At 73.2% G+C, this 23,204-nt stretch carries 22 protein-coding genes and 1 pseudogene; 11 read left to right on the top strand and 12 right to left on the bottom strand.

Going from position 1 to position 23,204, the window contains the following annotated elements:
• Window positions 1–108 precede the first annotated feature (108 nt).
• The 3 genes from CP968_RS16125 to CP968_RS16115 form a co-directional block, all read right to left on the bottom strand.
• Window positions 109–1,668: a DEAD/DEAH box helicase gene (locus tag CP968_RS16125; RefSeq protein WP_150518681.1), complete on the bottom strand. Its 1,560-nt coding sequence runs from the start codon at window positions 1,666–1,668 to the stop codon at window positions 109–111.
• 364 nt (window positions 1,669–2,032) lie between these two features.
• Window positions 2,033–2,236 carry a cold-shock protein gene (locus CP968_RS16120; protein ID WP_073917174.1) on the bottom strand — a complete coding sequence of 68 codons (204 nt, stop codon included), beginning with the start codon at window positions 2,234–2,236 and terminating at the stop codon, window positions 2,033–2,035.
• Window positions 2,237–2,584: 348 nt separating this feature from the next.
• Window positions 2,585–2,848 (bottom strand): helix-turn-helix domain-containing protein, encoded by a 264-nt coding sequence (locus tag CP968_RS16115; protein WP_167536933.1) that lies wholly within the window; start codon window positions 2,846–2,848, stop codon window positions 2,585–2,587.
• Window positions 2,849–3,179: 331 nt separating this feature from the next.
• On the opposite strand from CP968_RS16115, the gene CP968_RS16110 reads away from it, so the two are divergent.
• Window positions 3,180–4,556 (top strand): FAD-binding oxidoreductase, encoded by a 1,377-nt coding sequence (locus CP968_RS16110; RefSeq protein ID WP_208835988.1) that lies wholly within the window; start codon window positions 3,180–3,182, stop codon window positions 4,554–4,556.
• On the opposite strand, the gene CP968_RS16105 is transcribed toward CP968_RS16110, so the two are convergent.
• Together CP968_RS16105 and CP968_RS16100 are read right to left on the bottom strand one after the other, a co-directional pair.
• A complete protein-coding gene (locus tag CP968_RS16105) occupies window positions 4,553–4,915 on the bottom strand; it encodes a helix-turn-helix domain-containing protein (protein ID WP_150518678.1) in 363 nt (120 codons plus the stop codon). The two genes, CP968_RS16110 and CP968_RS16105, sit on opposite strands and share 4 nt — an antisense overlap.
• A gap of 170 nt (window positions 4,916–5,085) precedes the next feature.
• A complete protein-coding gene (locus CP968_RS16100) occupies window positions 5,086–5,289 on the bottom strand; it encodes a cold-shock protein (protein WP_150521945.1) in 204 nt (67 codons plus the stop codon).
• 344 nt (window positions 5,290–5,633) lie between these two features.
• Between CP968_RS16100 and CP968_RS16095 the strand changes: the two genes are divergently transcribed.
• Together CP968_RS16095 and CP968_RS16090 are read left to right on the top strand one after the other, a co-directional pair.
• A complete protein-coding gene (locus CP968_RS16095; RefSeq protein WP_150518677.1) occupies window positions 5,634–5,840 on the top strand; it encodes a hypothetical protein in 207 nt (68 codons plus the stop codon).
• A 52-nt stretch (window positions 5,841–5,892) separates the two neighbouring features.
• Entirely contained in the window at window positions 5,893–6,327 is a 435-nt protein-coding gene (locus CP968_RS16090) for an ATP-binding protein (RefSeq protein ID WP_229886779.1), read from the top strand.
• A gap of 104 nt (window positions 6,328–6,431) precedes the next feature.
• Here CP968_RS16090 and CP968_RS16085 read toward each other — a convergent pair whose 3' ends face one another.
• Both CP968_RS16085 and CP968_RS16080 read right to left on the bottom strand, forming a co-directional pair.
• A complete protein-coding gene (locus tag CP968_RS16085) occupies window positions 6,432–6,635 on the bottom strand; it encodes a cold-shock protein (protein WP_019056860.1) in 204 nt (67 codons plus the stop codon).
• A gap of 334 nt (window positions 6,636–6,969) precedes the next feature.
• Window positions 6,970–7,545, bottom strand: a complete 576-nt coding sequence (locus CP968_RS16080) for a DUF5994 family protein (protein ID WP_150518676.1) — start codon at window positions 7,543–7,545, stop codon at window positions 6,970–6,972.
• A gap of 281 nt (window positions 7,546–7,826) precedes the next feature.
• Here CP968_RS16080 and CP968_RS16075 point away from each other — a divergent pair, with 281 nt between their 5' ends.
• Both CP968_RS16075 and CP968_RS16070 read left to right on the top strand, forming a co-directional pair.
• Entirely contained in the window at window positions 7,827–8,564 is a 738-nt protein-coding gene (locus CP968_RS16075; RefSeq protein ID WP_150518675.1) for a DUF998 domain-containing protein, read from the top strand.
• A gap of 109 nt (window positions 8,565–8,673) precedes the next feature.
• Entirely contained in the window at window positions 8,674–8,886 is a 213-nt protein-coding gene (locus CP968_RS16070) for a DUF4287 domain-containing protein (protein WP_150518674.1), read from the top strand.
• Window positions 8,887–8,943: 57 nt separating this feature from the next.
• Here CP968_RS16070 and CP968_RS16065 read toward each other — a convergent pair whose 3' ends face one another.
• From CP968_RS16065 to CP968_RS34090, 5 genes are all read right to left on the bottom strand, one after another.
• On the bottom strand, window positions 8,944–9,297 hold the full coding sequence (locus CP968_RS16065) for a hypothetical protein (protein ID WP_150518673.1): 354 nt from the start codon (window positions 9,295–9,297) through the stop codon (window positions 8,944–8,946).
• 158 nt (window positions 9,298–9,455) lie between these two features.
• Complete coding sequence (locus tag CP968_RS16060; protein ID WP_150518672.1) at window positions 9,456–10,751, bottom strand: hypothetical protein; 1,296 nt, start codon at window positions 10,749–10,751, stop codon at window positions 9,456–9,458.
• A gap of 91 nt (window positions 10,752–10,842) precedes the next feature.
• Window positions 10,843–12,168: an NlpC/P60 family protein gene (locus CP968_RS16055; RefSeq protein ID WP_150518671.1), complete on the bottom strand. Its 1,326-nt coding sequence runs from the start codon at window positions 12,166–12,168 to the stop codon at window positions 10,843–10,845.
• Between the two features lie 195 nt (window positions 12,169–12,363).
• Entirely contained in the window at window positions 12,364–12,681 is a 318-nt protein-coding gene (locus CP968_RS16050; protein WP_150518670.1) for a hypothetical protein, read from the bottom strand.
• A 10-nt stretch (window positions 12,682–12,691) separates the two neighbouring features.
• Entirely contained in the window at window positions 12,692–12,844 is a 153-nt protein-coding gene (locus CP968_RS34090; protein WP_167536809.1) for a hypothetical protein, read from the bottom strand.
• 324 nt (window positions 12,845–13,168) lie between these two features.
• On the opposite strand from CP968_RS34090, the gene CP968_RS16045 reads away from it, so the two are divergent.
• The 6 genes and pseudogenes from CP968_RS16045 (at window position 13,169) to CP968_RS16020 (ending at window position 23,162) form a co-directional block, all read left to right on the top strand.
• Entirely contained in the window at window positions 13,169–14,140 is a 972-nt protein-coding gene (locus CP968_RS16045) for a helix-turn-helix transcriptional regulator (RefSeq protein WP_150518669.1), read from the top strand.
• Between the two features lie 306 nt (window positions 14,141–14,446).
• A pseudogene (locus CP968_RS16040) lies at window positions 14,447–14,719 on the top strand (hypothetical protein); the annotation flags it as partial.
• Between the two features lie 283 nt (window positions 14,720–15,002).
• Complete coding sequence (eccD, locus tag CP968_RS16035) at window positions 15,003–16,358, top strand: type VII secretion integral membrane protein EccD (RefSeq protein WP_150518668.1); 1,356 nt, start codon at window positions 15,003–15,005, stop codon at window positions 16,356–16,358.
• A gap of 73 nt (window positions 16,359–16,431) precedes the next feature.
• A complete protein-coding gene (locus CP968_RS16030) occupies window positions 16,432–17,697 on the top strand; it encodes a CpaE/TadZ family protein (protein WP_150518667.1) in 1,266 nt (421 codons plus the stop codon).
• Window positions 17,698–17,719: 22 nt separating this feature from the next.
• Window positions 17,720–21,694 (top strand): type VII secretion protein EccCa, encoded by a 3,975-nt coding sequence (gene eccCa, locus CP968_RS16025; RefSeq protein ID WP_150518666.1) that lies wholly within the window; start codon window positions 17,720–17,722, stop codon window positions 21,692–21,694.
• 34 nt (window positions 21,695–21,728) lie between these two features.
• Window positions 21,729–23,162, top strand: coding sequence for a DUF6177 family protein (locus tag CP968_RS16020; protein WP_150518665.1), 1,434 nt, complete (start codon window positions 21,729–21,731; stop codon window positions 23,160–23,162).
• The last annotated feature ends 42 nt before the right edge of the window (window positions 23,163–23,204 follow it).

Here is a 23,204-nt window from a genome sequence, read left to right as displayed (position 1 = left end):
TGCGGGAGCGGACGCGGACGCCGGGGCGCGGCCCCGGGCGTACGGGGGAGCGGCGGTGCGCCCGGCCGGGGGCGGGACCCCCGGCCGGACGGGCGGCCGGACCCCCGGTCAGGCGGCGAGGCCCTGGGAGCGGCGGCGCTCCTGCGCCGGACGGCTGCGCCGCCCGCGCGAGGAGGCGGAGCTGCGCCGCGGGCGGTCCGAGACCGGTGCGGTGATGGTGACGGGGACGCCGGAGGGGGCCTGCGCACCCGTGATGCGCTGGAGCTCGGCTTCGCCGGAGCGGACCTGGGTGGTCTGCGGGACGATGCCCGCGGCGGCCATCAGGCGGGTCATGTCGCGGCGCTGGTTGGGGGTGACCAGGGTGACGACGCTGCCGGACTCGCCGGCGCGGGCGGTGCGTCCGCCGCGGTGCAGGTAGTCCTTGTGGTCGGTGGGCGGGTCCACGTTCACCACGAGGTCGAGGTTGTCGACGTGGATGCCGCGGGCGGCGACGTTCGTGGCGACGAGCACGGTGACGTGGCCGGTCTTGAACTGGGCCAGGGTGCGGGTGCGCTGGGGCTGGGACTTGCCGCCGTGCAGGGCCGCGGCCCGCACGCCGCTGTTGAGGAGGTCCTGGGTGAGCCGGTCGACGGCGTGCTTGGTGTCCAGGAACATGATGACGCGGCCGTCGCGGGCGGCGATCTCCGTGGTCGTGGCCTGCTTGTCGGAGCCGTGGACGTGCAGCACGTGGTGCTCCATCGTGGTCACCGCGCCGGCCGAGGGGTCGACGGAGTGGACGACGGGGTCGGTCAGGTAGCGGCGGACCAGCAGGTCGACGTTGCGGTCCAGGGTCGCGGAGAACAGCATCCGCTGGCCTTCGGGGCGCACCTGGTCGAGGAGTGCGGTGACCTGCGGCATGAAGCCCATGTCGGCCATCTGGTCGGCTTCGTCGAGGACGGTGATGGCGACCTGGTTCAGCCGGCAGTCGCCGCGGTCGATGAGGTCCTTGAGCCGGCCGGGCGTCGCCACGACGACCTCGGCGCCGCCGCGCAGCGCGGTGGCCTGGCGGCCGATGGGCATGCCGCCGACGACCGTGGCCAGGCGGAGCTTGACCGAGCGGGCGTAGGGGGTCAGGGCGTCGGTGACCTGCTGGGCGAGCTCGCGGGTGGGGACGAGGATCAGCGAGAGCGGCTGGCGCGGCTCGGCGCGCTGGCCGGCGGTGCGGGCCAGCAGGGCCAGGCCGAAGGCGAGCGTCTTGCCGGAGCCGGTGCGGCCGCGGCCGAGCACGTCGCGGCCCGCGAGCGTGTTGGGCAGGGTGGCGCCCTGGATCGGGAAGGGGACGCTCACGCCCTGCGCGGTGAGGGCGGCGAGCAGCTGCTCGGGCATGTCGAGATCGGCGAAGGCCAGGGCCGCGGGCAGCGCCGGCGTGATCGTCTTCGGCAGCGCGAACTCGCCCTGCACGGCGGCCGGGCGACGTCCGCCGTATCCGGAGCGGCCGGAGCCGCCGGAGCGGGCCGGCCCGCCGGAGCGGCCGGACGCGGGCGAGCCGAAGCGGCTGCCGCGGGCGGAGGAGCCGCCGTACGAGCCCCCGGAGGAGCCGCCGTACGAGGCCGAGCCCCCGGAGGAGCCGGAGCCGCCGGTGCGGCCGCGGGCGGAGGATCGGTCGTTCGTGCGAGTGGTGCGGTTCATGCAGAACCTTCCTCGATGCGGCGCGTATCGAGGAATTCCCGGAAGGGGATTCGCCAGAACGAGCCGAAGAAAAGACGGGGCAGAGCCGTGCCGTGCGCACACGGGGACGGTCTGCTGCGGAGTGCGTGCCGCGCTGCGCACCGGCCTGCCGGAAACGGCGGGCGGTCGGCGGGGCGGTGGGCGAGGCGGTGCCCGGTGGGAAGGGCGGCCGCCCGGCCGGACGGTGAGGCGGGCCGGCTGCCGGAGGCGCCGTCACCCGCCGCCGTGCGGGCCGGTGGGAACCGGCAGGGCACGGGAGGGGAAAAGCAACGAGCTGGGGCCCGCACCCCAAGGTGCGGGCCCCAGCTGCGTGTACGCGTCAGCGTCAGGCGGGAACGATGTTCTCGGCCTGCGGGCCCTTCTGGCCCTGCGTGACATCGAAGGTAACCTTCTGGCCTTCCTGAAGCTCACGGAAGCCGGAGGCGGCGATGTTCGAGTAGTGGGCGAAGACGTCAGCGCCGCCGCCCTCCTGCTCGATGAAGCCGAAGCCCTTTTCCGCGTTGAACCACTTCACGGTGCCAGATGCCATATGAATTCTCCTTTGGGGCAATGCCCGGAATCGCACTGTGCGAAAACCGGAGTCGCCGCGATGATTGCCCCGCCGGAAAAATCCGGTAAAGAAAAAGTGCGCCCGCCGAAAAAACCGGTGAGAGCACTTGTAAGTTTTTTTGGGAACCACAACTGCAACTGACAGCACAGTAGCACAGGGGTCGCCGCGGACCGCGGAAGATTTACTTCGCCGGGCCTGTCGCATCACTCGGCGCGGGACAGCGCGATCGGGGTGGGTTCAGGAAATGTCTTCGGGGGTCATTCGAAATTCTGTACCTGCAAGAACAGGTATCCGAACCTCGAAGTCATACGAACGGCACCGGCCGCCTCAGGAGCCGGCGCGGTGGCGGGTCATCTCCTCGTTCAGCCGGAGCGCCTCCTCCAGCTGGTCCTCCAACGCGATGATCCGGCAGGCCGCCTCGACCGGCGTACCGCCGTCGACGAGCTCCCTGGCCCGGGCCGCGATGCGCAACTGGTAGCGGGAATAGCGGCGGTGGCCGCCGGAGGAGCGGAGCGGGGTGATGAGACGGGCCTCGCCCAGGGTGCGGAGGAAGGCGGGGGTGGTACCGAGCATCTCCGCTGCCCGGCCCATCGTGTAGGCGGGGTAGTCGTCGTCGTCGAGACTGCCGGCGAGCGGGGACTTCTCAGAGGTCACCCGAGAGACGCTAACGCCGATGCCCGGGCATGTCTACTCTCGCCATCGCAGCTTTTCTTCCGGAGGAGCGCGGCAACTTCTTCGCCGGTCGGATTGTTTTCCGCCGGATGGCCGGTCTCGATTTCCGTTCGGACCGGCCGCGGCGAGCCGGGAGGAATTCCCCGCCGCCGCTCCCCGCTCCCCGGTCCCGCGTCATCGGCGTAGCGTGAAGAGCAGGCCCGGTCCCCCCGGCCGGCCCGGCCGGTGCGCGTACGGGCGCCGAGGAGCGATGGCCATGAGCAGGCTCTCGACCGACCAGTTGCGCGAACGGGTGAGCGGCGAGGTCGTCACCCCCGGGGACGGGGACTACGACGCGGCGCGCACGGTCTACAACGCCATGATCGACAGGAGGCCGGCCCTCGTCGTGCGCTGCGCCACCGCGGGCGACGTGGCGGCCGCGGTGGACTTCGCCCGGGAGAACGAGCTGGACCTGGCCGTCCGCGGCGGCGGCCACAGCGTGCCCGGCTTCGGAACCTGTGACGGCGGCGTCGTCGCCGACCTGACCGCGCTGCGCACCGTCGACGTCGACCCCGCGCGCCGCACGGCGCGCGCCGGGGGCGGGGCGACCTGGGGCGGTTTCGACGCGGCGACCCACCCGTACGGTCTGGCGACCACCGGCGGGATCATCTCCACCACCGGAGTCGGCGGGCTCACCCTCGGCGGCGGCATCGGACACCTCAGCCGCGGACAGGGTCTGAGCTGCGACAACCTGCTGTCGGCCGAGGTGGTGACGGCGGACGGGCGCCGGCTCACCGCGAGCGAGGAGGAGCACGCGGACCTGTTCTGGGCGCTGCGCGGCGGCGGCGGCAACTTCGGCGCGGTGACCTCGCTGGAGTTCCGGCTGGCACCGGTCGGGGACGTCTACGGCGGACCGATCCTCTACGAGCTCCGCGACGCGGGCGCCGTGCTGCGCGGCTACCGCGAGTTCATCGCGGGGGCGCCGCAGGAGCTGGGGGCCTTCCCGGCCTTCCAGATCGCCCCGCCCCTCCCGTTCATCCCGGAGGACCGGCACGGCGAGCCCTTCCTGCTGATCGTCGCGTGCTGGGCCGGACCGGTGGAGGAGGGCGAGCGGGCGCTGCGGCCGCTGCGCGCGCTCGCGCCCGTGGTCGCCGAGCAGGTGGGCCCGCTGCCGTACCCGGCGCTGAACAGCGCCTTCGACGCCCTCGTCCCGCCCGGCCTCCAGCACTACTGGAAGGCCAACTTCGTCACCGAGCTCAGCGACGCCGCGATCGAGGCCCACCTGAGGCACGGCCCGCTGGTGCCGGCCGTGAACTCGGCGGTGCACATCTACCCCGTCGACGGCGCCTGCCACCGGGTGGCGCCGGACGCGACCGCCTTCGCCTACCGGGACGCCGCCTTCGCCACGGTCATCGCGGGCATGTGGCCCGACCCCGCGGACAACGAGGCCAACACGGCCTGGGTGCGCGACTACTACGCGGCGACCGCGCCGCTCTCGGAGGAGGGCGGCTACGTCAACTTCATGGCCGGTGACGACCAGGACCGGATCCGCGCCAACTACAAGGGCAACTACGACCGGCTCGTCGAGGTCAAGCGGGCCTACGACCCGGGCAACCTCTTCCACCTGAACCAGAACGTGGAGCCCTAGCCGTCGGAGCCCCGGCCCTCGGCGCCCCCGCCCCGGTCCGGGCGCCCGGCGGCGCGGCGGTACTCGGCGTTGATCCGCTGGGCCTCTTCGAGCTGGTCCTCCAGGATGACGATGCGGCACGCGGCTTCGACGGGAGTGCCCTGGTCGACGAGTTCGCGGGCGCGGGCCGCGATGCGCAGCTGGTAGCGCGAGTAGCGGCGGTGGCCGCCCTCGGAGCGCAGCGGGGTGATCAGGCGGGCCTCGCCGATGGCCCGCAGGAAACCGGGGGTGGTGCCGAGCATCTCGGCCGCCCGGCCCATCGTGTAGGCGGGGTAGTCGTCGTCGTCGAGCCGGCCGCCGAGCCCGTCATCCGCTGTCATCTGCACCTCTTCGTGGGAAAGCGTCGAGGGCCGCGCGCCGCCGTCCGGCACCGGCCCCGGGGGAAATTCAACACCATCGCCCCGGCCGGGCGGGTCCGGGCGCCCGGAAGCACGGCAGGGCCGCGCAGCGTGTGCTGCGCGGCCCTGCCGGTTCACTACGGGGAAGGAGCTCAGGCGGGGGTGATGTTCTCCGCCTGCGGGCCCTTCTGGCCCTGCGTGATGTCGAAGGTCACGGCCTGACCCTCCTGGAGCTCGCGGTAGCCGGTGGCGTTGATCGCCGAGTAGTGGGCGAAGACGTCCGGGCCGCCGCCGTCCTGGGCGATGAAGCCGAAGCCCTTCTCCGCGTTGAACCACTTCACAGTTCCGGTGGCCATGGTCATGCCTTCCAGTCGATGAACGTCTCCCACCGGTGCGGGAGACGGAGGTGATCGCCTTGGTCCATCGGCACGACTCAGCAGAACTGCCCACACCAACGGATGCGGGCAGCGGGCACTTCGAACCACGACAGCTACCGGCACGCTACACGGACGGCACGCACCGTCACCAGAGGAAATGACGACTCAACGCAGGTTCTCCGCGCGGCGGTCCCCCGCGGAGCCCCCGACGGACCGCGCCGGCCCCGCGGGCCGGGCCCGAGATCACGGAAAGTGTTTAGTCGGGTGACGAACGGTAACACTGGGTGAGGAGAGACCTCAGTCACCGTAGAGAGGCGGGACACATGTCCGTGGGTACCGTGATCATCCTGAGCCTGGTCGTGGCGATCGTCGCCGCTCTCGTACTCGCTCCGTCGGTCAATCCTCCCCGGCAGGGCGGCCGCGCGACGCGGCGCGAGCGCTTCACGACCCGTCGGCCGCGGCGCGGCGCACACCGTCTGACGACCGTGCCCGAGCCGCGTACCGGCCCCTACCGACGCACCACCGGCTGACCGGCCGCCACGCGTGGCCGACGCAGAGAGCAGGGTGAGCCCGATGAGTCCGATGAGCCTGATGCCGACGACCGGACACGACCCGGCGGGCTTCGACGCCGCGGCCGATTTCGACACGGCGACCGTCTGCCCCACGACGGCGGTCGCCGGTGCGCGGGACACCGCCCGCACCTTTCTGGAGGGCCTGCGGCAGCCGGCGGTGGACCCGGACACCGCCGACACGGTCGTCCTGGTCGTGTCGGAACTCGTCACCAACGCCCTGCGCCACGGCGGCGGCACCTGCACCCTGCGCCTGACCGCGCACCCGCGCGCCATCGAGGTGGCCGTCCACGACGCCAGTTCCCGGCCGCCGCGGATGCGCACCCCCGACCTGACGGGCGGCACGGGCGGGTTCGGCTGGCAGATGGTCAACCAGCTGGCCCGGGCCACCGTGGTCACCCGCCGTCCGGCGGGCGGAAAGACCGTACGGGCCCTGCTCGCCCGCTAGGCCGTCTCTTTCGGGAGCCGACGGGAAGGGCCGGGGACACGACGGAGCCGGGGCCCGCACCGTGTGGTGCGGGCCCCGGCTCCGTGCGCTTTCGCGTCAGTGCATCAGGCGGGAACGATGTTCTCCGCCGTCGGGCCCTTCTGGCCCTGCGCGATGTCGAAGGTGACCTTCTGGCCCTCCTGCAGCTCGCGGAAACCCTGGGCGGCGATGTTCGAGTAGTGGGCGAACACGTCCGCGCCGCCGCCGTCCTGCTCGATGAAGCCGAAGCCCTTTTCGGCGTTGAACCACTTCACGGTGCCAGATGCCATGTCAAATCTCCTTCGGGGCAGTACCCGGAGACCGCACCGTGCGGACTCCGGTGTCGCCGCGATGATGCCCCGCCCGGAAATGACCGGAAATACAAAAGTGCTCCCGCCGATGTGAATGGGCGGGGGCACTTGAAGTTTTTGGGAACCACAACTGCAACTTCTATCGACAGTAGCACGGCCCCAGCGGCATTGCGCGGCGACGAAATTCATTCCGACTGGTGCGCAAGATTCCCTCACGGCGCCTCGCGGCTCTTTCTGATACCGCGGCTACAGATATTGCCCGTCCCGCGAGGAAGCCTTTTCGCAGCGGCGCCGCGGCGGCCGGTGCGGGAGCTCACCACCGGCCGTTTCCGGCGAGGGGGTGCGCACCGCCGCGCAGCGGATCGCCGAAGGGGGACATGCACGCTCCGCCCTCGCTCTCCCAGGTGGTTTCGCGGCGCACCGCGTCGCGCACGCCGCGCCCGATGGCGGCCTCGTCGGCCATCAGGGCTCCGGCGGTCAGGACGCTGCCCGGGATCGCGGCGGCGACCATCAGGCGGGCCGCGGCGCCCGGCTCGGTCTCGGGCGGGACGACGAGGAGGTCCCAGCGGCCGACGGTGTAGGAGAGCAGGATCAGCTTGTCGGGGTGCTGTTCGGTGAACCAGCCGACGTGCAGTGTGTGCCCGCCCGCGGCGATGGTGCGCGGTACGGAGGGCCAGTGGGCGGGGTTCACCGTGACCCGGGTGATGCGCCCCCAGGGCTCGGCCAGCGCGGCCGCGAGCGGGGGGATTTCGGCCGCGAGATCGCGGGAGCGGGGCCACCAGGCCCCGTCCAGCTGCCCGGCGAGCGAGGACTTCGGGGTGAGGGACAAGCGGGCCGGGAGGGCTGCGGCGAGGTCGCGGGGAGCGGTCCGGTCGAGGGTGCTGGTCATGGAGTGGACCTGCCCCCGGGCCGCCCGTCGGCAGCCCGGTTTTCCGGCGATCGCCGGAAACGACACCCGCGTGGAAGCCGGTGTGCGGAATGCTCCCGGTGCTTTCACTCTACGCCCGTCCGGCCGGTTCTGACCGGTGTGAGCAGGCATTTTCGGACGGCCGCGCACGTCGTCGGCCGCCCTCGCGGCCATGTGACCCGGGTCACTGTGGCGGGTCGATGACTTCGCCGGCCGGGGCCGGTCATAGGGAGTGACACCAACCCCACCGAGGAAGGCTCGTCATGGCCCGCACGCTCAGCGCCCCCGCCGCCCCCGCCCCCGAATCCGGGTGCTCCGGCGCCCTGTCCCTGCCGCGGCCGGTGCCGCGGGTGCGGGGTCTGCTCGCCGGCGGGCTCGTGGCCGGGCCGCTGTTCCTCGGGGCGGGTGTCGCGCAGGGGCTTTCGCGCGACGGGTTCGACTTCACCCGCAATGCCATCAGCCAGCTCGCCCTCGGTGGTCCGGGGTGGATCCAGGTGGTGAGCTTCCTGCTCACCGGTGCCTCGGTCCTCGCCGGCGCGGTCGGGATGCACCGGGTGCTGGGCGGTGGCCCCGGCGGGACCTGGGGTCCGCGCCTGGTGGGGGTGTTCGGGGCCTCGTTCCTGGTGGCCGCGGTGTTCCGCGCCGACGCCGGGGCCGGCTTCCCCGTCGGGGCCCCCGACGCCGCCCGGCTCAGCGCGCACGGCGCCGTCCACATGGTCGCCGGCATGGTGGGCTACCTCGCGTTCTGCGCCGCGTCCGTCGTCCTGGCCCGCGCCTTCACCGCCCGGGGCCAACGGGGTCGGGCCGTGGCCTCCCGGATCGTGCCGGTCGGGGTGCTCGCCGGGTTCGCGGGCTCCTCGGCGTCCGTCCTGGCCTTCACCGCCGGAGCGGGACTCGGTCTCGTCTGGCTGACGGCGCTGACCGCGATGACGGCGAGGACCGCGATGGCGGCCCGACCGGCGGCCGTGGGCGAAGGGGGCGAACGGGTGGCCGGCCGCTGATCCTTCGGCCATCATCGGCACAGCCAAGATCATCGACATGGTCGACACCATCTGTACCGCACCGCATCGCGTCGAACGGCCACACCGAACCGAGGGAACGGGACACGACATGACCGACACCGTGAAGGGCCCTGCCAGTTACTTCCCGTCGATCGAGAAGAAGTACGGCCGCCCGGTCGCCGAGTGGAAGGACCTCATCCGCGCCTCGCCGCTGACCCGGCACATGGAACTCGTGGCCTGGCTCAAGTCCGAGCACGGCCTGGGACACGGGCACGCCAACGCCCTGGTCGCGCACACCCTCGCCGAGGACAGCGCCGCGTAGCCGCCGCGCCCGGTGCGGAGGTCCGCACGAGCGGGTCGTCCGGCGCGGCGGTACGGGTCAGTCGCCGGCGGCCTGGGCCTCGGCCCGGATGGCGAGGTTGCGGAGCACGTCGGCCGAGGACACCGCCGGGTCGCCGTCGTCGTGGACCAGCGCGAGTTCGATGTACGCCGCGGCGAAGGCCGCGGCCAGCTGCGTGACCGCCTGGCCCATCTCGCGGCCCACCTGGTCGGCGAGCTCCTCCAGGGAGTCGTCGGGCGAGAGCTCGATCTTCGGCATGGCTTCGGTGAGGAACTGGCCGATCAGACCCGGCTCCTCGGCGTCGGCTTCGTCCTCTCCCTCGCGCGGGCGGACGTCGGCGTAGGCCTCGGTCAGGATGCCGACGACCTTCTTGATGACCTCGTTCTGGTCCATGCCGCGAGCGTAGACCTCGTGCCCGGACGGCACGCAGATTCGGCGGTGGACGAGGTCGGCGGGCACGGGCACGGGTATGGCTGCTGCGCCGTCGGCGTGCGCAGGCGCCCGGCGGCCCGCTGGTGGGCGCGCCGGGCGCGGGCTGGGCAAGGCCGGGACTACCTGGGCTGGCCCCAGTCGAGGGTGGTGAGGGTGCCGTTGTCGTTGCGGAGGTGGAAGCGGCCTTGGGAGGGGCGCCAGATGCCGATGTTGGCGGCGGGTGCGCCGTTGCCGCCGTCCCAGTTGGCGGCGACGGGGAGGTCTCCGGTTTGTCCCCAGTCGAGGATGGTGAGGGTGCCGTTGTCGTTGCGGAGGTGGAACTGTCCGGTGGAGGGTCGGAAGACGCCGAGGTTGTCGGGTCCGGTTCCGTCCCAGTTGCCGGTGACGGGGAGGTCTCCGGTTTGTCCCCAGTCGATGGTGGTGAGGGTTCCGTTGTCGTTGCGGAGGTGGAAGGTTCCGTTGCGCCAGATGCCGATGTTGGAGGCAGCGCCGCCGTCCCAGTTGGCGGCGACGGGGAGGTCTCCGGTTTGTCCCCAGTCGAGGATGGTGAGGGTGCCGTTGTCGTTGCGGAGGTGGAACTGTCCGGTGGAGGGTCGGAAGACGCCGAGGTTGTCGGGTCCGGTTCCGTCCCAGTTGGCGGAGACGGGGAGGTCTCCGGTTTGTCCCCAGTCGATGGTGGTGAGGGTTCCGTCGTCGTAGCGGAGGTGGAACTGTCCGGTGGAGGGTCGGAAGACGCCGACGTTCGCGGCCGGGCCGCCGTCCCAGTTCCCCGCCACCGGCGCATCCCCGGAGGTCTGCGGGCTCCACAGATCGCCGACGATGCGCTGGGCGTCGGCGGCCTGGGTCTGGTACCTGTCGGGGTAGGCCGAGATCTGCACGGCCTGGCAGAGCTCTCCGATCGGGCGCGTCTGCCAGTTGTTCTGCTTGACCAGCTGGTTCAGGAATGCGTTGGTCGACCAGGCGGGATTCATCCGTTGGTCGAACGAACCCCAGCTGGCCCGCTGCTGGAACAGGCCGACGCTGTCGAGGTCGATCATGTTCGGGTTGTTGTACAGGGTGCTTTCCACGATGGCGGTGGTCACCGCGATGACGGCGGCCCGCTGGGAGAGACCGCGGGCCTGGACCGCGTTGACGATCGCGCGAGCACAGGAGACCCGGTAGGACGTCAGGTAACCGCGCAGGGTCCCGGTGAGCTCGCTGCTGAGCCGGTCGGCGGTGGCGCGGTCGGAGCCGGTTTCCGTGCCGCAGGAGTAGTTGGGCGAGCGGGCCGCGGCGATGTCGGCGGCCGGGGCCGTGAGGGCGGGGCGGTCACCCTCGCGCTTCTCGGCCGCGGAGGCCGAGGTGACGAGGCCTGCGGTCAGTGCTGCGACGGCGGTGACGGCCACGGTCAGGTGTCTGCGCTTGGTTCGGTTCACGGGAGTGCTCTCTTCCGCTTCGACGGGACGGCGATGACGGTGCATCAGGCTGGGGCCCCGGGGGTGCGGCCGGCTGCACTCCCGGGAGTGCTCACCTGGGCTGGCCCCAGTCGAGGGTGGTGAGGGTGCCGTTGTCGTTGCGGAGGTGGAAGCGGCCTTGGGAGGGGCGCCAGATGCCGATGTTGGCGGCGGGTGCGCCGTTGCCGCCGTCCCAGTTGGCGGCGACGGGGAGGTCTCCGGTTTGTCCCCAGTCGAGGGTGGTGAGGGTGCCGTTGTCGTTGCGGAGGTGGAACTGTCCGGTGGAGGGTCGGAAGACGCCGAGGTTGTCGGGTCCGGTTCCGTCCCAGTTGCCGGTGACGGGGAGGTCTCCGGTTTGTCCCCAGTCGATGGTGGTGAGGGTTCCGTTGTCGTTGCGGAGGTGGAAGGTTCCGTTGCGCCAGATGCCGATGTTGGAGGCAGCGCCGCCGTCCCAGTTGGCGGCGACGGGGAGGTCTCCGGTTTGTCCCCAGTCGAGGATGGTGAGGGTGCCGTTGTCGTTGCGGAGGTGGAACTGTCCGGTGGAGGGTCGGAAGACGCCGAGGTTGTCGGGTCCGGTTCCGTCCCAGTTGGCGGAGACGGGGAGGTCTCCGGTTTGTCCCCAGTCGATGGTGGTGAGGGTTCCGTCGTCGTAGCGGAGGTGGAACTGTCCGGTGGAGGGTCGGAAGACGCCGACGTTCGCGGCCGGGCCGCCGTCCCAGTTCCCCGCCACCGGCGCATCCCCGGGAGTGACGACGTCCTCGACGATGTTCTTGTACCGGTACGGAATGTAGGAGCCGGAATTGCTGAAGTAGGCGTAGGGGATCACGCGGCGCAGGCCGTGCGGTCTGGTCTGCTCGATGCCTATGTAGGACGTCATCGAGGAGTCGGTCCAGCTCTCGAAGAGCACGACGTGCGATCCGTTCACCGGGTTGGCCGCGTTGTGGAAGAGCAGCATGTCGCCCTTGCGCAGCTCGCTCTTGGTGATCCGGTTGGCGTAGGTGTCGAGGTCGCCGGTCCAGGCGTTGGTCCCGAGGTTCCAGGCCATCGACACCAGACCGGAGCAGTCGGTGCGGTAGCCGTCGCGGTAGTCGCTCTGGCTGTACGGGACCTGGGCGTCCACCCAGGTCTTGGCTCGGGCGATGACCGTGCTGCGGGTGATCGGGGAGAGGGTCTGCGCGGCAGGGGCGCCGGAGGAGCGCCCGGAGCGCGGGCCCTGGAGGGGGCCCGGTTTGCCCTGGGGGTGCTCGACGGCCGAGGTCTCCCGCGACACGGTGTCCGTGGCTCCGGGCGGGGCCTGCACCGGGTCGGAGTGGGCCGGCATGGCGGTCAGGACGAGCGAGGCGGCGCAGGCGGCGGTGACGATGCTCGCGGCACGGAGGGCCGGGTTCTTGACGGGCAACACAACTCCTGGTGATGAGACAGGTGACAGAGGAGACAGCTGGGTCGTACGGGTCTTCCGCGCCCTCGGTTCCGGGCCTCAGGGCCGGGTGCCGCGTGTCGGTCGCCAGGAGCGGGCCGCCGGGCGGCCCTTCCGTCCGAACGGGCCGTCATCGGGGTCGAGGTGGGCGCCCGCGGCCACCTCGGGTACCGCCGGTCACGAGCAGGTGTGGTCCGCTTCCCGCGAGTGCGGGGGCGAGGCCAGGTAGCGCCGTCGGAGTCCGAGTGAGTTCCGTCGGCTGCGCTCGATCAGGGCGTGGGCGCGGCACAGGGCGGCGGGCGCGGTGGAGGCGTCCTTGGTCATGAGGTACAGCAGGAGGTCGATCCGGTCGTGTTCGGGGCGCGCGCTGGCGTGCTGGAGTCCGTCGCCGGGCAGTGCGTGGGCCCACAGGGCGTCTACGACCCGGGCCGCATCGCTCTCGTGCGGGGCATTGCCGGTGTGCCTGCGGGTCAGGCTGGCGTAGACGATCTCCATCGTGGGCCGTTCAGCCCCAGCCGAGGCTGTCGGAGACCCGGGCGGTGACCGCGGCGGACGGATCCTCGGCGGCAGCGGCCGACGCGGCGGCGCTCACGAGGATGACCCCGGTCAGGGAGAGGGAGACGACCGCGACGGCCTGAGCGATGCGGGTGCGGATCACGACGGGCTTCCTTAGCTGCTGACGGAATGGGTTCCTGCACCGTTCGGAGGCCCCGCGGTTGACGCCCCGTCCGGCTGCCGGCCCTGGTCTTCCTCCCTGGCGGCGATCCACAGCCTCGCCGCCTGTCGTCGGCAGCGGAAGGAGTTGACGGTGTCTCCTACCGGCCTGTCGCGATCCGGACGACATGTCATGTACCTGCCAGGTACGGGATCTGGTCTGCCGTCGTGTGATGTCCGGGACGGTTCTTGATCCGTTCGGTGCGGTCCTGTTTGGATGGGAGCCAACGGCCTAGCGAGATACGGCCGGTGATCTGGGGGGATCCGAATGCTCGAAGTACTGGGACTGACCCGTGCCGCGATGTCGGTGTATCAGGTGATGTTGGACCATCCGGAATACGGCGTCGGGGACATCGCCGCACACTGTGGACTGGCGCCGACACGGGTGCACGAGCACCTCGACGAACTGAGCCGGCACACCCTCGTACGGGCCTCCGCCGAGCGGCCGGGCCGCATGCGCGCGGTGAGTCCCGAGGTCGGGCTCGCGGACATCCTCGCCCGGCAGGAGGCCGAACTCGCAGCCCGCCAGGCCCGTCTCGCCGCCTCCCGCGCGGTCGTGACCCGCATGGTCGCGGAGCGGGCCGAGCAGCAGGCGCACCACGGGGAGCGCCTCCGCGGCATCGATGCCATACACGGCCGTCTCGAACTCATGGGCCGCGCGGCCACCGTCGAGGTCCTCAGCAGTCAGCCCGGCATCCAGCGTGCCGAAGACCTGGCCGCCAGCCGGCCCGCCGACGCCGCGGCCCTCGCCCGCGGGATCGCGATGCGCACGCTCTACCAGGACTCCACCCGCAACCAGCCCCACATCGCCACCTACGCCCACTGGCTGCTCAGCCAGGGCGGCGAGGTACGAACCGCACCGACGATTCCCCAGCGCATGGTCGTCGTCGACCGCGTCCAGGCCCTGGTCCCGATCGACCCCGCCGACACCCGTCAGGGCGCCCTGCATGTCGCCGAACCCGGCATCATCGCGGCGCTCCTCGACCTCTTCGACCAGGCATGGACCACCGCGGTACCGCTCGGAGCCACCCGCCCGGAGGATCACCGGACCAGCATCACGGCCACGGAACGCGAGATCCTGCGCCTCCTCGGCACCGGTCTCACCGACGAGGCGGTGGGCCAGCGACTGGGCTCCTCCTCGCGCACCGTCGGGCGTCACATGTCCTCGATCATGGAACGGCTGGGCGCCAGCAGCCGCTTCGAGGCGGGGATCAAAGCCGCCCACAGGGGCTGGCTCTGATCCGCCTCCGCGGCCGGCCGACCGTACGCAGCCGGTGAGGGTCCCGTCGGACGGGCGGGACGCCCGCCGCTCCGACGTCCACCCGGAGCCGGGCCGACCCGCGTACGGCTCGGCTTCCGGCGCGGAGTCCGGGCAGGTGTCAGCGCGGCGGGAGGTCCGGGGCGGCCGTCGCGGCGTATACCGGCCGGGCCGGCACCTCCCCGGCGTGACCTGCAACCTGACGCGCGGAGCCCTCGGGGTGTGCCGCGACCCGACAGATGTTCTATGTTGCAGTGGCGAAACGGCGGGGGAGGCGACGGACGGCACATGGCACGGGACTACGACAGTCAGCTGCTGGAGTCGGTGGCGGTACGCCGTCGCAGGATCCGCGACGCGCTGCTCTTCGGGGCGGGGCGGGCCCGGCGCACCGCGGACGAACGGCTCGGGAAGGTGTTCGCGGGCCTGGCCATCGCGGCCGTCCTGTGCGCGGGATGCGTCGGATGGTCCTTCATCCAGGCCACGTTGGCGAAGCAGAAGGCCGAACAGCAGCAGCAGAAGACGCAGCAGCAGGGACTCGTGCAGCCGTACGCGCAGTCGTCGGCGTCGGCGACTCCGGACCCGGCCTCCCCGCAGGCGTCCGCCCCGTCGAAGAAGGCCTCCGGGGCGCCGTCCGGGCACGCGTCCGGGCACGCGTCGGGGTCGCCGTCCGCGGCGCACCCGAAGGCCGGCGCCCCGGCCGGGCCGGCCGCCGCGTCGAAGTCGCCCCGCCCGTCCAAGGCCCCCACGTCACCGCCGCCGTAGGACACCGGGCCGCCCGGACCGCCCCGTTCACAGAGACCTCGACGCCGAAGGGCCGCAACGCCGCGATGATAGGTTCCCGCACGTGGTGAGCACAGCGAAGACGTCCCGAGCGCAACTGTCCCGGGTGACCCTGGTCGGCGAGCGACGCCGCGCCGACGTGGTCCTGCCCTCGGACACGCCCATCGGTCAGCTGCTCCCGGACGTCCTGCAGCTGCTCGACGACCGGGCCGCCGCACGCCCCATGACCCGTCAGCTGGTGACGCCGGACGGTTCGGCGCTGCCGCAGGACAGCACGCTGGCCGGCGCCGGGATAGCCGACGGCGCGGTCCTGCGGCTGGTCAGGACCCACTCCGCGCCGCCCGCCCCCGTCGTCCACGACGTCGTCGACCTGGTGGCCGACGACCTCGACCTCCGGGCCTGGCGCTGGCGTCCCGCCGCCCGCCGGGGCAGTGCGGGCGTCGCGACCGTCGCCTTCGCGGTGACCGCCGCCCTGCTCGCCCGCCGCGAGTTCGCACTCGACGCCCTGGCCGGCGCGCTGCTGGCCGTCACCGTCCTCCTGCTCGCCGCCGGCGCCGTCGGCGCCCGCGTCGGCGTGGGGAACCGCGGCCTGGCCACGGCCCTCCTGCTCGCCTCCGGAGGACTCGGCGTCCTCACGGCGTGGACGGCCGCCGACGCCCACCAGTGGGCGTGGACCGCCCGACTGGCCGCGGTCGCGGCCGCGGTCGTCCTCACCCTGCTCATGCTCGGCTGGTTCTCGCCGCTCGGCCGCGGCGGATTCATGGGCGCCGCCGCCGTGGCCACGATCACCGCGGTGTGGGAGGCGGCCGCCGCCGTCCAAGGCGACCCGGCCCGGCTCGGTGCGGTCATGGCCGTGTTCTCCGTCGTCCTGCTCGGCCTGCTGCCCCGCCTCGCGCTGATGGGGTCGGGGCTGACGGCGCTCGACGACCGGCGCTCCGGCGGTACCTCCGTGAGCCGCCACCAGGTGGGCAACGCGCTCGCCGCCACGCACCGGGGCCTCGCCCTCGCCACGATCGCGACGGCCGGTTCCGCCGCGGCGGCCGGCTGGCTGCTCACGCTGGCCGGCGAACCGAGCGCGTGGACCGTGGTGCTGCCGGCGCTCGTCGCCGTGGTGCTGCTGTCGAGGGCGCGGGCGTTCCCGCTGCTCGCGGAGGTCGTCGCGCTGATCGCCGCGGCCGGGCTGCTCCTCGTACGCCTGGTGGTGCTGTGGCTCGGACACGGCGGCGGCGCGGGAGCCCTCGCCGTCCTGTGCGCGGCCGCGCTGCTGCCGCTGCTCGGGCTCGCGATGCAGCCGCCGGACCACGTACAGGTACGGCTGCGCAGGACGGCCGACTTCGTCGAGTCCGTCGGGGTGGTGGGGCTGTTCCCGCTGGCCGTCGGGGTGTTCGGCATCTACGGGCAGTTGCTCGACAAATTCTGAGGTCCAGGCGCGGGCGCTCCACGCGGGGGCGCTCCGCGCGGTGCAGCAGGTCGGAAGAAGAGGGCAGGGGCACATGTCGAACGCGGACAACTGGCAGGGCGACGTCCTGCGGGACCTGAGGGGCGCCGGCCCGCAGCCCGCCGGCCCGGGCGCGTCGGGGCCCGCGTCGGGACCCGTACCCGTACCCGGACCTGTACCCGTACCCGGACCCGCCGGTCGGGGCGGCACCCCGCCCGTGGCCCCCGGCCCGGACCCCACGCACCCCGCCCCGCATCCCGCCCCCTCGCACCCCGCGGCCCCGCATCCCGCGGCCCCGCATCCCGAGGCCGCGCATCCCGAGGCCGCGCCCGCCCCCCGGCAGCCGCAGAGCCGCGCCCCGGGACCCGGCCATGCCGCCGCCGGGGCCCGCGCCCCCCGCACCCCCGACTCCCGGCCCGCGGTCGATCCGAGCCTCGCCGGCGCGAGCCGCAAGCCCCGCAGCGGCGAACCCCTGGCGGCGCGGGCCGCCCGGGCGGTCTGGCGAATCGTTTCCTCGTCGGTGGCCCGCGAGGTCGCCGACCTCTCCCGCATCGCCGAGGCGCTCCAGCAGCCGGTGACCACCGGCCGCCAGATCGCCGTCACCTCCATCCGCGGCGGCGCGGGCAAGTCCACCGTCGCGGCCCTGCTGGGCACCACGTACGCCCACTACCGCCAGGACCCGGTCCTCTTCGTCGAGGCCGACCCCGCCCTCGGATCGCTGCCCATCCGGCTCGGCGCCGAGTCCCTGCGCTGGACCACCGGGGACGTCGCCGACATCGTCCAGCCGCAGATGTCGCTGCTCGACGTCACCGGCTACCTCGTCCAGCTCCGCGACAACGCCTGGCTGCTGCCCGGCAGCCAGGGCCAGATCGGCGCCATGCTGGACTTCCGCGCGTACGAACGCGCGATGGTCGCCCTGCGCCGCTACTTCGGCGTCACGGTCGTCGACTGCGAGACGCTCCCCGCCGAGGTGGCCCGCGTCGCGCTGACCGCCTCCCAGGCCTGCGTCCTGACCACCCCCGCGACCCTCGACGGCATCGCCAGCACGCACGCGGTGCTCCAGTGGATGCGGGGCCTGCCCCCGCACGTGATCGGCGGCACCGTCGTGGTCCTCACCGAGCAGGCCCCGCACTCGGGCATCGACACCGGCGAGGCGGTGCGCACGCTGCGGTCCACCGGGACGAGCGTCCACGTCCTGCCGTACGACCGCCACCTCGCCGACGGCGGTCCGATCCGCACCGACCTGCTCGCCCGGGCGACCAGGACGGCCGCCACCCGCATCGCGGCGGACGCGTTCCGGCTTTCCCAGAAGCGCCACTGACGGACGACGACGGACGACGAAGATGACCACCCGACTGATCCACCGCCCGGCCCGGACGGTCCGCCCGCCCGCCGCCTCCGAGGCGCGCGTCATAGAGGCACCGCCCAACCTGCCCGAGGGCAAGGCGGGCAACATCGCCATGTCGCTGCTGCCCGTGGCCGGTGTCATGTCGTCCGTCGTGATGATGACGGTCGTGCGCAACAGCCAGTTCGCCGCCCTCGGCGCCCTCATCCTCGTCGTCACCGTCGTCGGTTCCGTCGGGCTCGTCTTCTCCCAGCGCGGCAAGGCCCAGCGCACCCGCCGGACCCAGCGCGAGGCCTACCTCGCCTACCTGGAGGACCTCCGCGAGGAGCTCGCCGCCGAGGAACGCGCCCGCGGCGAGCGTGCCGACGTGCTCAACCCGCCGCCCCACGCGCTCTACGACATCGTGCGCGACCCCGCCCGGCTGTGGGAGCGGCGCCGGGTCGACGCCGACTTCCTGCGCGTGCGCGTCGGGACCGGGGAGATGCCCGTGCGCGACCTGCGGATCGCGGAGCAGGGCTCCACCGTCCTCACCCCGCCCGACCTCTTCATGCTCAACGAGGCCTCGGCCCTGACCACCCGGTTCCGCAACGGCACCGAACTCCCCCTCACCGTCCCCCTCGACCGCGTCGGCAACGTCACCGTCATCGGCCCCCGCGAGGACTGCCTGCGCGTCGCCCGGGCCCTGATGGTGCAGACCGCCGCCGCCCACGCCCCCGACGACGTGGCCCTCGCCCTGGCCGTGCCCGGCGACCGGCTCGACGACTGGGAATGGGCCAAGTGGCTGCCGCACCTGCTCGACACCGAGCAGCTCGACGGCCCCGTCGCCGCCCGCCGCATCGCCCCCTCGACGGCGCAGCTCGCCCGCCGGCTCGGCCCCGAACTGCGCCGCCGCGCCTCCTACGCCGCCGAGGTCCGCCGCGGACTGTCCGGCAAGGACGCGCTGTCGATGACCTCCCGGCTGCTCGTCGTCGCCGACGGACACGGCGAGGACGCCGTCGAGCTGCCGCGCCCGGACGAGGCCGTCGGCCTGCGCGAGATGGGCGTCACCGTCCTGCACCTGCTCGACCGGCGGATCCAGGAGCCCGGCCACGTCGGCGTGCGGATCACCGTCGAGGGGGACCGGGTCCTCATCGAGGACCTGCGCGAGCAGGAGCCGATCAGCGCCCGGGGCACCGTCGACGAGGCCGGCATCCCCTTCGCCGAAGGGCTCGCCCGGATGCTCGCGCCGCTGCGGCTGTCCGCCGAGTCCCTGATCGACGCCCCGCTCTCGGGCCCCGTCGACTTCGCCGACCTGCTCGGCATCGACGACGTGGCCCGCCTCGACCTCGACCGCCTCTGGGCGCCGCGCGGCGACCGCGCCTTCCTGCGCGTGCCCATCGGCGTCAGCGACTCCCGCGAGCCGGTCCTGCTCGACCTCAAGGAGTCCTCCGAACTGGGCATGGGCCCGCACGGGCTGTGCGTCGGCGCCACCGGCTCCGGCAAGTCCGAACTGCTGCGCACCCTGGTCCTCGCCCTGGCCGCCACGCACCCGCCGGAGGACCTCGCGCTCGTCCTGGTCGACTACAAGGGCGGCGCGACCTTCGCCCCGTTCGCGGACCTGCCGCACGTCGCCGGGGTCATCACCAACCTGGAGAACCAGGCCGGCCTCGTCGAACGCGTCCACGCCTCCCTCGCCGGCGAGGTCAAGCGCCGCCAGCAGGTCCTCAAGGACGCGGGCAACGTCGCCGACATCGGCGACTACGCCGCGCTGCGCGCCGACCGGCGGCCCGACCTCGAACCGCTGCCGCACCTGTTCGTCGTCATCGACGAGTTCGGCGAACTGCTTACCGCCAAGCCCGACTTCATCGACCTGTTCCTGTCCATCGGCCGGATCGGCCGCTCCATCGGCGTGCACCTGCTGCTCTCCAGCCAGCGCATCGAGGGCGGCAAGCTCAGGGGCCTGGACACCTACCTCTCCTACCGGCTCGGCCTGCGCACCTTCTCCGCCGACGAGTCCCGCACGGTCCTGGACACCACCGACGCCTTCCACCTCCCCCCGCTGCCCGGCTTCGGCTACCTCAAGGTCGACACCACCCACTACGAGCGCTTCAAGGCGAGCTACGTGTCCGGCGGCTACCGCGGGCCCGTCCGGCGGACCGAGGAGGAGGACACCGGTCCCCTCGCCCTGGAGTACGAGGCGTTCAACACCCTCGCCGGCCCGGAGAACCAGGGACCGCGGGAGCCGTCCGCCCGGCGCCGCGAGACCGGCCCCACCGAGCTGGGCGTCGTCGTCGGGCAGCTGGAGCACGCCGCCCCACCCGTGCGCCGGATCTGGCTGCCACCGCTGCCCACCGCCGTCGCGCTGGACACGGTCGCCGGCCCGCTGGACGCGGGCCCGCGCGGGATGCAGCTCGCCAGGCGCAGGGGCCGGCTCAGCGTGCCGCTCGGCCTGCTCGACGACCCCACGAAGCAGTGGCAGGGAGAGTGGTACCTCGACCTGACCGTCGCGGGCGGCCACGCGGCCGTCATCGGCGGGCCGCAGTCCGGCAAGACCACCCTGCTGCGCACCCTCGTCCTGTCCCTCGCGCTGACCCACACCCCGCGCGAGGTCGGCGTCTACGGCCTCGACCTGGTCGGGGGCGGGCTGCAGGCCCTGTCCGGGCTGCCGCACGTCGGCGGCATCGCGGGCCGCGCCGACCGCGAGCGCGCGGCCCGCACCGTCGAAGAGGTGCGCACCATGCTCGCCACCCGCGAGGACCTCTTCCGCGACCACGGCATCGACTCCGTCGAGCAGCTGCGCGCCCTGCACGCGGCCGGCCGGCTGCCGCAGCTGGCCTCCGCCGAGATCGTCCTGGTCATCGACGGCTTCGGAGCACTGCGCGACGACTTCGAGCCGCTCGACGACGCCGTCGCGGACATCCTCAAGCGCGGCGGCGGCTACGGCATCCACGTCGTCGCGGGCATGCTCCGCTGGAACGACGTGCGCATCGCGACCCAGTCGAACTTCGGCACCCGGGTCGAGCTGCGCCTCAACGACCCCGGCGAGTCCAGCATCGAGCGCAAGCTCGCCCAGACCCTCTCGCCCGACGAGCCCGGCCGGGTCCTCACCGACGGCAAGCTGTTCGCGCAGGTGGCGCTGCCCCGCACGGACGGCCTCGCCGACCAGGCCGAGCTGGGCGCCGTACTGGAGCGCACGGCCCGCCAGATCCGCGCCACCTGGAGCGGAGAGGCCGCCCAGCCGGTACGGGTGCTGCCGCACGTCCTGGAGCCGCACCTGCTGCCGGGACCCGCCGCCGAACCCCGCCGGGTGCCGATCGGCCTCGACCAGACGGCGCTGGCGCCCGTCCTGCTCGACCTCTTCGCGCACGACCAGCACCTGCTGGTCCTGGGGGACAGCGAGTGCGGCAAGACCAACCTGCTGAAGACCATCGCGGCCGGACTCGTCGAGCGCTACGGCGAGGACGAGCTGGTCTTCGCCGTCATGGACCCGCGCCGCTCCCTGCGCGGCGCGGTCCCCGAGGAGTTCAACGGGGGCTACGCGTACAACACGCGGATGTGCGCGGGCCTGGCCGCGGGCATCGCCACCGAGCTGGAACGCCGGATGCCCGACGACGGCGCACCCCTGGACGACCTGGAACCCGGCAGCTGGGGCGGCGGCCCGCGGATCGTGGTCCTCGTGGACGACTACGACGTCCTCACCACCGCCGGGCAGTCGCCGCTCGCCCCCTTCCTGCCGTACGTCCCGTCGGCGGCCGACATCGGCCTGCACTTCGTGCTGACGCGGCGCGTCGCCGGCGCCTCGCGCGGCATGTACGAGCCGCTGGTGCAGGCGCTGCGCGAATCGGGTGCCTCGGCCGTGGTGATGGCGGGCGACCGGAGCGAGGGCCAGCTCCTCCCCGGCGTGTACGCCGCCCAGCAGCCCGCCGGACGCGGTGTGCTCGTCCGCCGGGGGCAGGGCAACCGCCTGATCCAGACCGTCTACACGCCCGCCTGATGAAACCGCCGGCCAGTAAGGACCGTACGACCCCATGACCAAGGACGTCATCGCCCTCACCCCGCGGATGCCCGACGCCTGGAGCGTGCTCGCGGGGCTGCTCTCCGGCGGTCCGGACAAGCTGGTGGACACCACGGGCGAGGGGGCCGTCGTCCAGCTCTGCGACGCGCGGGGCCGGCCGCTGGTGGCCGTCGAGGCGCCGGTGCTCGTCCAGGTGCCCGGCGAGGCCGCGCGGCTGTTCGGGGCCGTGGAGCCGCCGGTGCCGTTCTGGTGGACCGAGGCCCGCGCCACCACCGGCGTCGCGGAGGCCGAGCGGCTCGCGGGCACCTTCGCGGCCCGGGTCGCCGCGCTGAACGGCGGCACGGCCTGGCCGCCGCGGGCCGCGCTCTCCGTGGCCGTGGTCCCGTCCGAGGGGGTGGGCGTCGCCCCCGCGCCGGCCGCCGCGCAACCGGCCGTGGACGTGCTCACCGACAAGGTCGCCGTCGTCATCACCGACCGGCCCGCCGTCGCGATGACGGCCTGGCTCTCGGACGCCTTCCGGGCCGCCGCCGCCTCCGGGCGCGGACTGCAGATCGTCAGCCCGGCGGGCAGCACCCTCACCCCGGCCGTGCGCGACGCCCTGCCCGGCTGGCCCTCGCGCTGGGTCGTGCAGGACGAACGGGACGGCTACTACGACGGCCGCACGGGCGCCGTGCTGCGCTGGCAGGAGGGCATGTTCTCCACCGTCGTGCACCCGGAGGCGACCGCGGACGACCCGCGCACCCCGGTCGCGGCGGCGTTCCGGGAGGTCGCGCCGGAGCGGTTCCGCGGCCCGGGCGAACGCCAACTGGCCGTCTCCTTCCGCACGCTGCACCCCGCCGACGACCGGCTGGTGCTCGGCGGGGCCCTGGAGACGGTCTGGCGCGAGCTCACCGGTGCGGCGCCGGCCGGCTGGTCGACCGCCGAGCCCGCCAACCTGCCGTGGTCGCCCGCCCGGTTGACCGACGTCGCCCACGCGCGCTCGCCCGAGCCGAGCTGGTTCGTGGTCGTCGGGAGCCCGGAGCGGCCGGGCCTCGCCGGGGTCCGGGTGACCCGTACCAAGGCGGGCGTGGAGGAGGACGTCACGCTCGCGTTCGGCTACGGGGCCGACGAGGAGCCGCCGGTGGACGCGCTGCCGCGGCTCGCGGAGGTGCTCGCCACCCGCCACCCCCTGCGCTCCATGCTCGTACAGCTCCGCAAAGCCCGCCGTGACCTGGCGGTACCGGCCCGGTTCGAGGGGCCGGGGGTGCCGCTGGCCTTCGTCCTGGGCAGCGAGGAGGTCCGGGCGATGCCGGGCGACCGCGCCCGGCGCACCCCGTTGTCGGTGGGGCCGGTCACACTGGGACCGAAGACCCGCCCGGCGCTCTACTACCCGTTCCCGGGGGATCCCTCGGACCTGTCGGGGTGGAGCGACTTCGAGCGGTTGGTGCGCCATCTGAAGGGCGAGTGAGGGGGCCGAGAGTTTGTCAGGTCTTTGTCACAGCCGTGCGGT

This window comes from Streptomyces subrutilus (genome assembly GCF_008704535.1).
Lineage (GTDB): Bacteria > Actinomycetota > Actinomycetes > Streptomycetales > Streptomycetaceae > Streptomyces > Streptomyces subrutilus.
Note: the sequence above shows the minus strand (reverse complement) of the source record. Positions and strands in the feature narration are given on the sequence as shown.

Excerpts from the sequence above, each read along its gene's own strand:
- CP968_RS16120 (WP_073917174.1), bottom strand. The coding sequence starts at position 2,236 with ATGGCATCTGGCACCGTGAAGTGGTTCAACGCGGAAAAGGGCTTCGGC.
- CP968_RS16020 (WP_150518665.1), top strand. The coding sequence starts at position 21,729 with ATGACCAAGGACGTCATCGCCCTCACCCCGCGGATGCCCGACGCCTGG.
- CP968_RS16070 (WP_150518674.1), top strand. The coding sequence starts at position 8,674 with ATGACCGACACCGTGAAGGGCCCTGCCAGTTACTTCCCGTCGATCGAG.
- CP968_RS16080 (WP_150518676.1), bottom strand. The coding sequence starts at position 7,545 with ATGACCAGCACCCTCGACCGGACCGCTCCCCGCGACCTCGCCGCAGCC.
- CP968_RS16075 (WP_150518675.1), top strand. The coding sequence starts at position 7,827 with ATGGCCCGCACGCTCAGCGCCCCCGCCGCCCCCGCCCCCGAATCCGGG.
- CP968_RS16105 (WP_150518678.1), bottom strand. The coding sequence starts at position 4,915 with ATGACAGCGGATGACGGGCTCGGCGGCCGGCTCGACGACGACGACTAC.
- CP968_RS16115 (WP_167536933.1), bottom strand. The coding sequence starts at position 2,848 with ATGGGCCGGGCAGCGGAGATGCTCGGTACCACCCCCGCCTTCCTCCGC.
- CP968_RS16095 (WP_150518677.1), top strand. The coding sequence starts at position 5,634 with ATGTCCGTGGGTACCGTGATCATCCTGAGCCTGGTCGTGGCGATCGTC.
- CP968_RS16100 (WP_150521945.1), bottom strand. The coding sequence starts at position 5,289 with ATGGCCACCGGAACTGTGAAGTGGTTCAACGCGGAGAAGGGCTTCGGC.
- CP968_RS16045 (WP_150518669.1), top strand. The coding sequence starts at position 13,169 with ATGCTCGAAGTACTGGGACTGACCCGTGCCGCGATGTCGGTGTATCAG.
- CP968_RS16030 (WP_150518667.1), top strand. The coding sequence starts at position 16,432 with ATGTCGAACGCGGACAACTGGCAGGGCGACGTCCTGCGGGACCTGAGG.
- CP968_RS16110 (WP_208835988.1), top strand. The coding sequence starts at position 3,180 with ATGGCCATGAGCAGGCTCTCGACCGACCAGTTGCGCGAACGGGTGAGC.
- eccCa (WP_150518666.1), top strand. The coding sequence starts at position 17,720 with ATGACCACCCGACTGATCCACCGCCCGGCCCGGACGGTCCGCCCGCCC.
- CP968_RS16050 (WP_150518670.1), bottom strand. The coding sequence starts at position 12,681 with ATGGAGATCGTCTACGCCAGCCTGACCCGCAGGCACACCGGCAATGCC.
- CP968_RS16085 (WP_019056860.1), bottom strand. The coding sequence starts at position 6,635 with ATGGCATCTGGCACCGTGAAGTGGTTCAACGCCGAAAAGGGCTTCGGC.
- CP968_RS16065 (WP_150518673.1), bottom strand. The coding sequence starts at position 9,297 with ATGGACCAGAACGAGGTCATCAAGAAGGTCGTCGGCATCCTGACCGAG.
- CP968_RS16090 (WP_229886779.1), top strand. The coding sequence starts at position 5,893 with ATGAGCCTGATGCCGACGACCGGACACGACCCGGCGGGCTTCGACGCC.
- CP968_RS16125 (WP_150518681.1), bottom strand. The coding sequence starts at position 1,668 with ATGAACCGCACCACTCGCACGAACGACCGATCCTCCGCCCGCGGCCGC.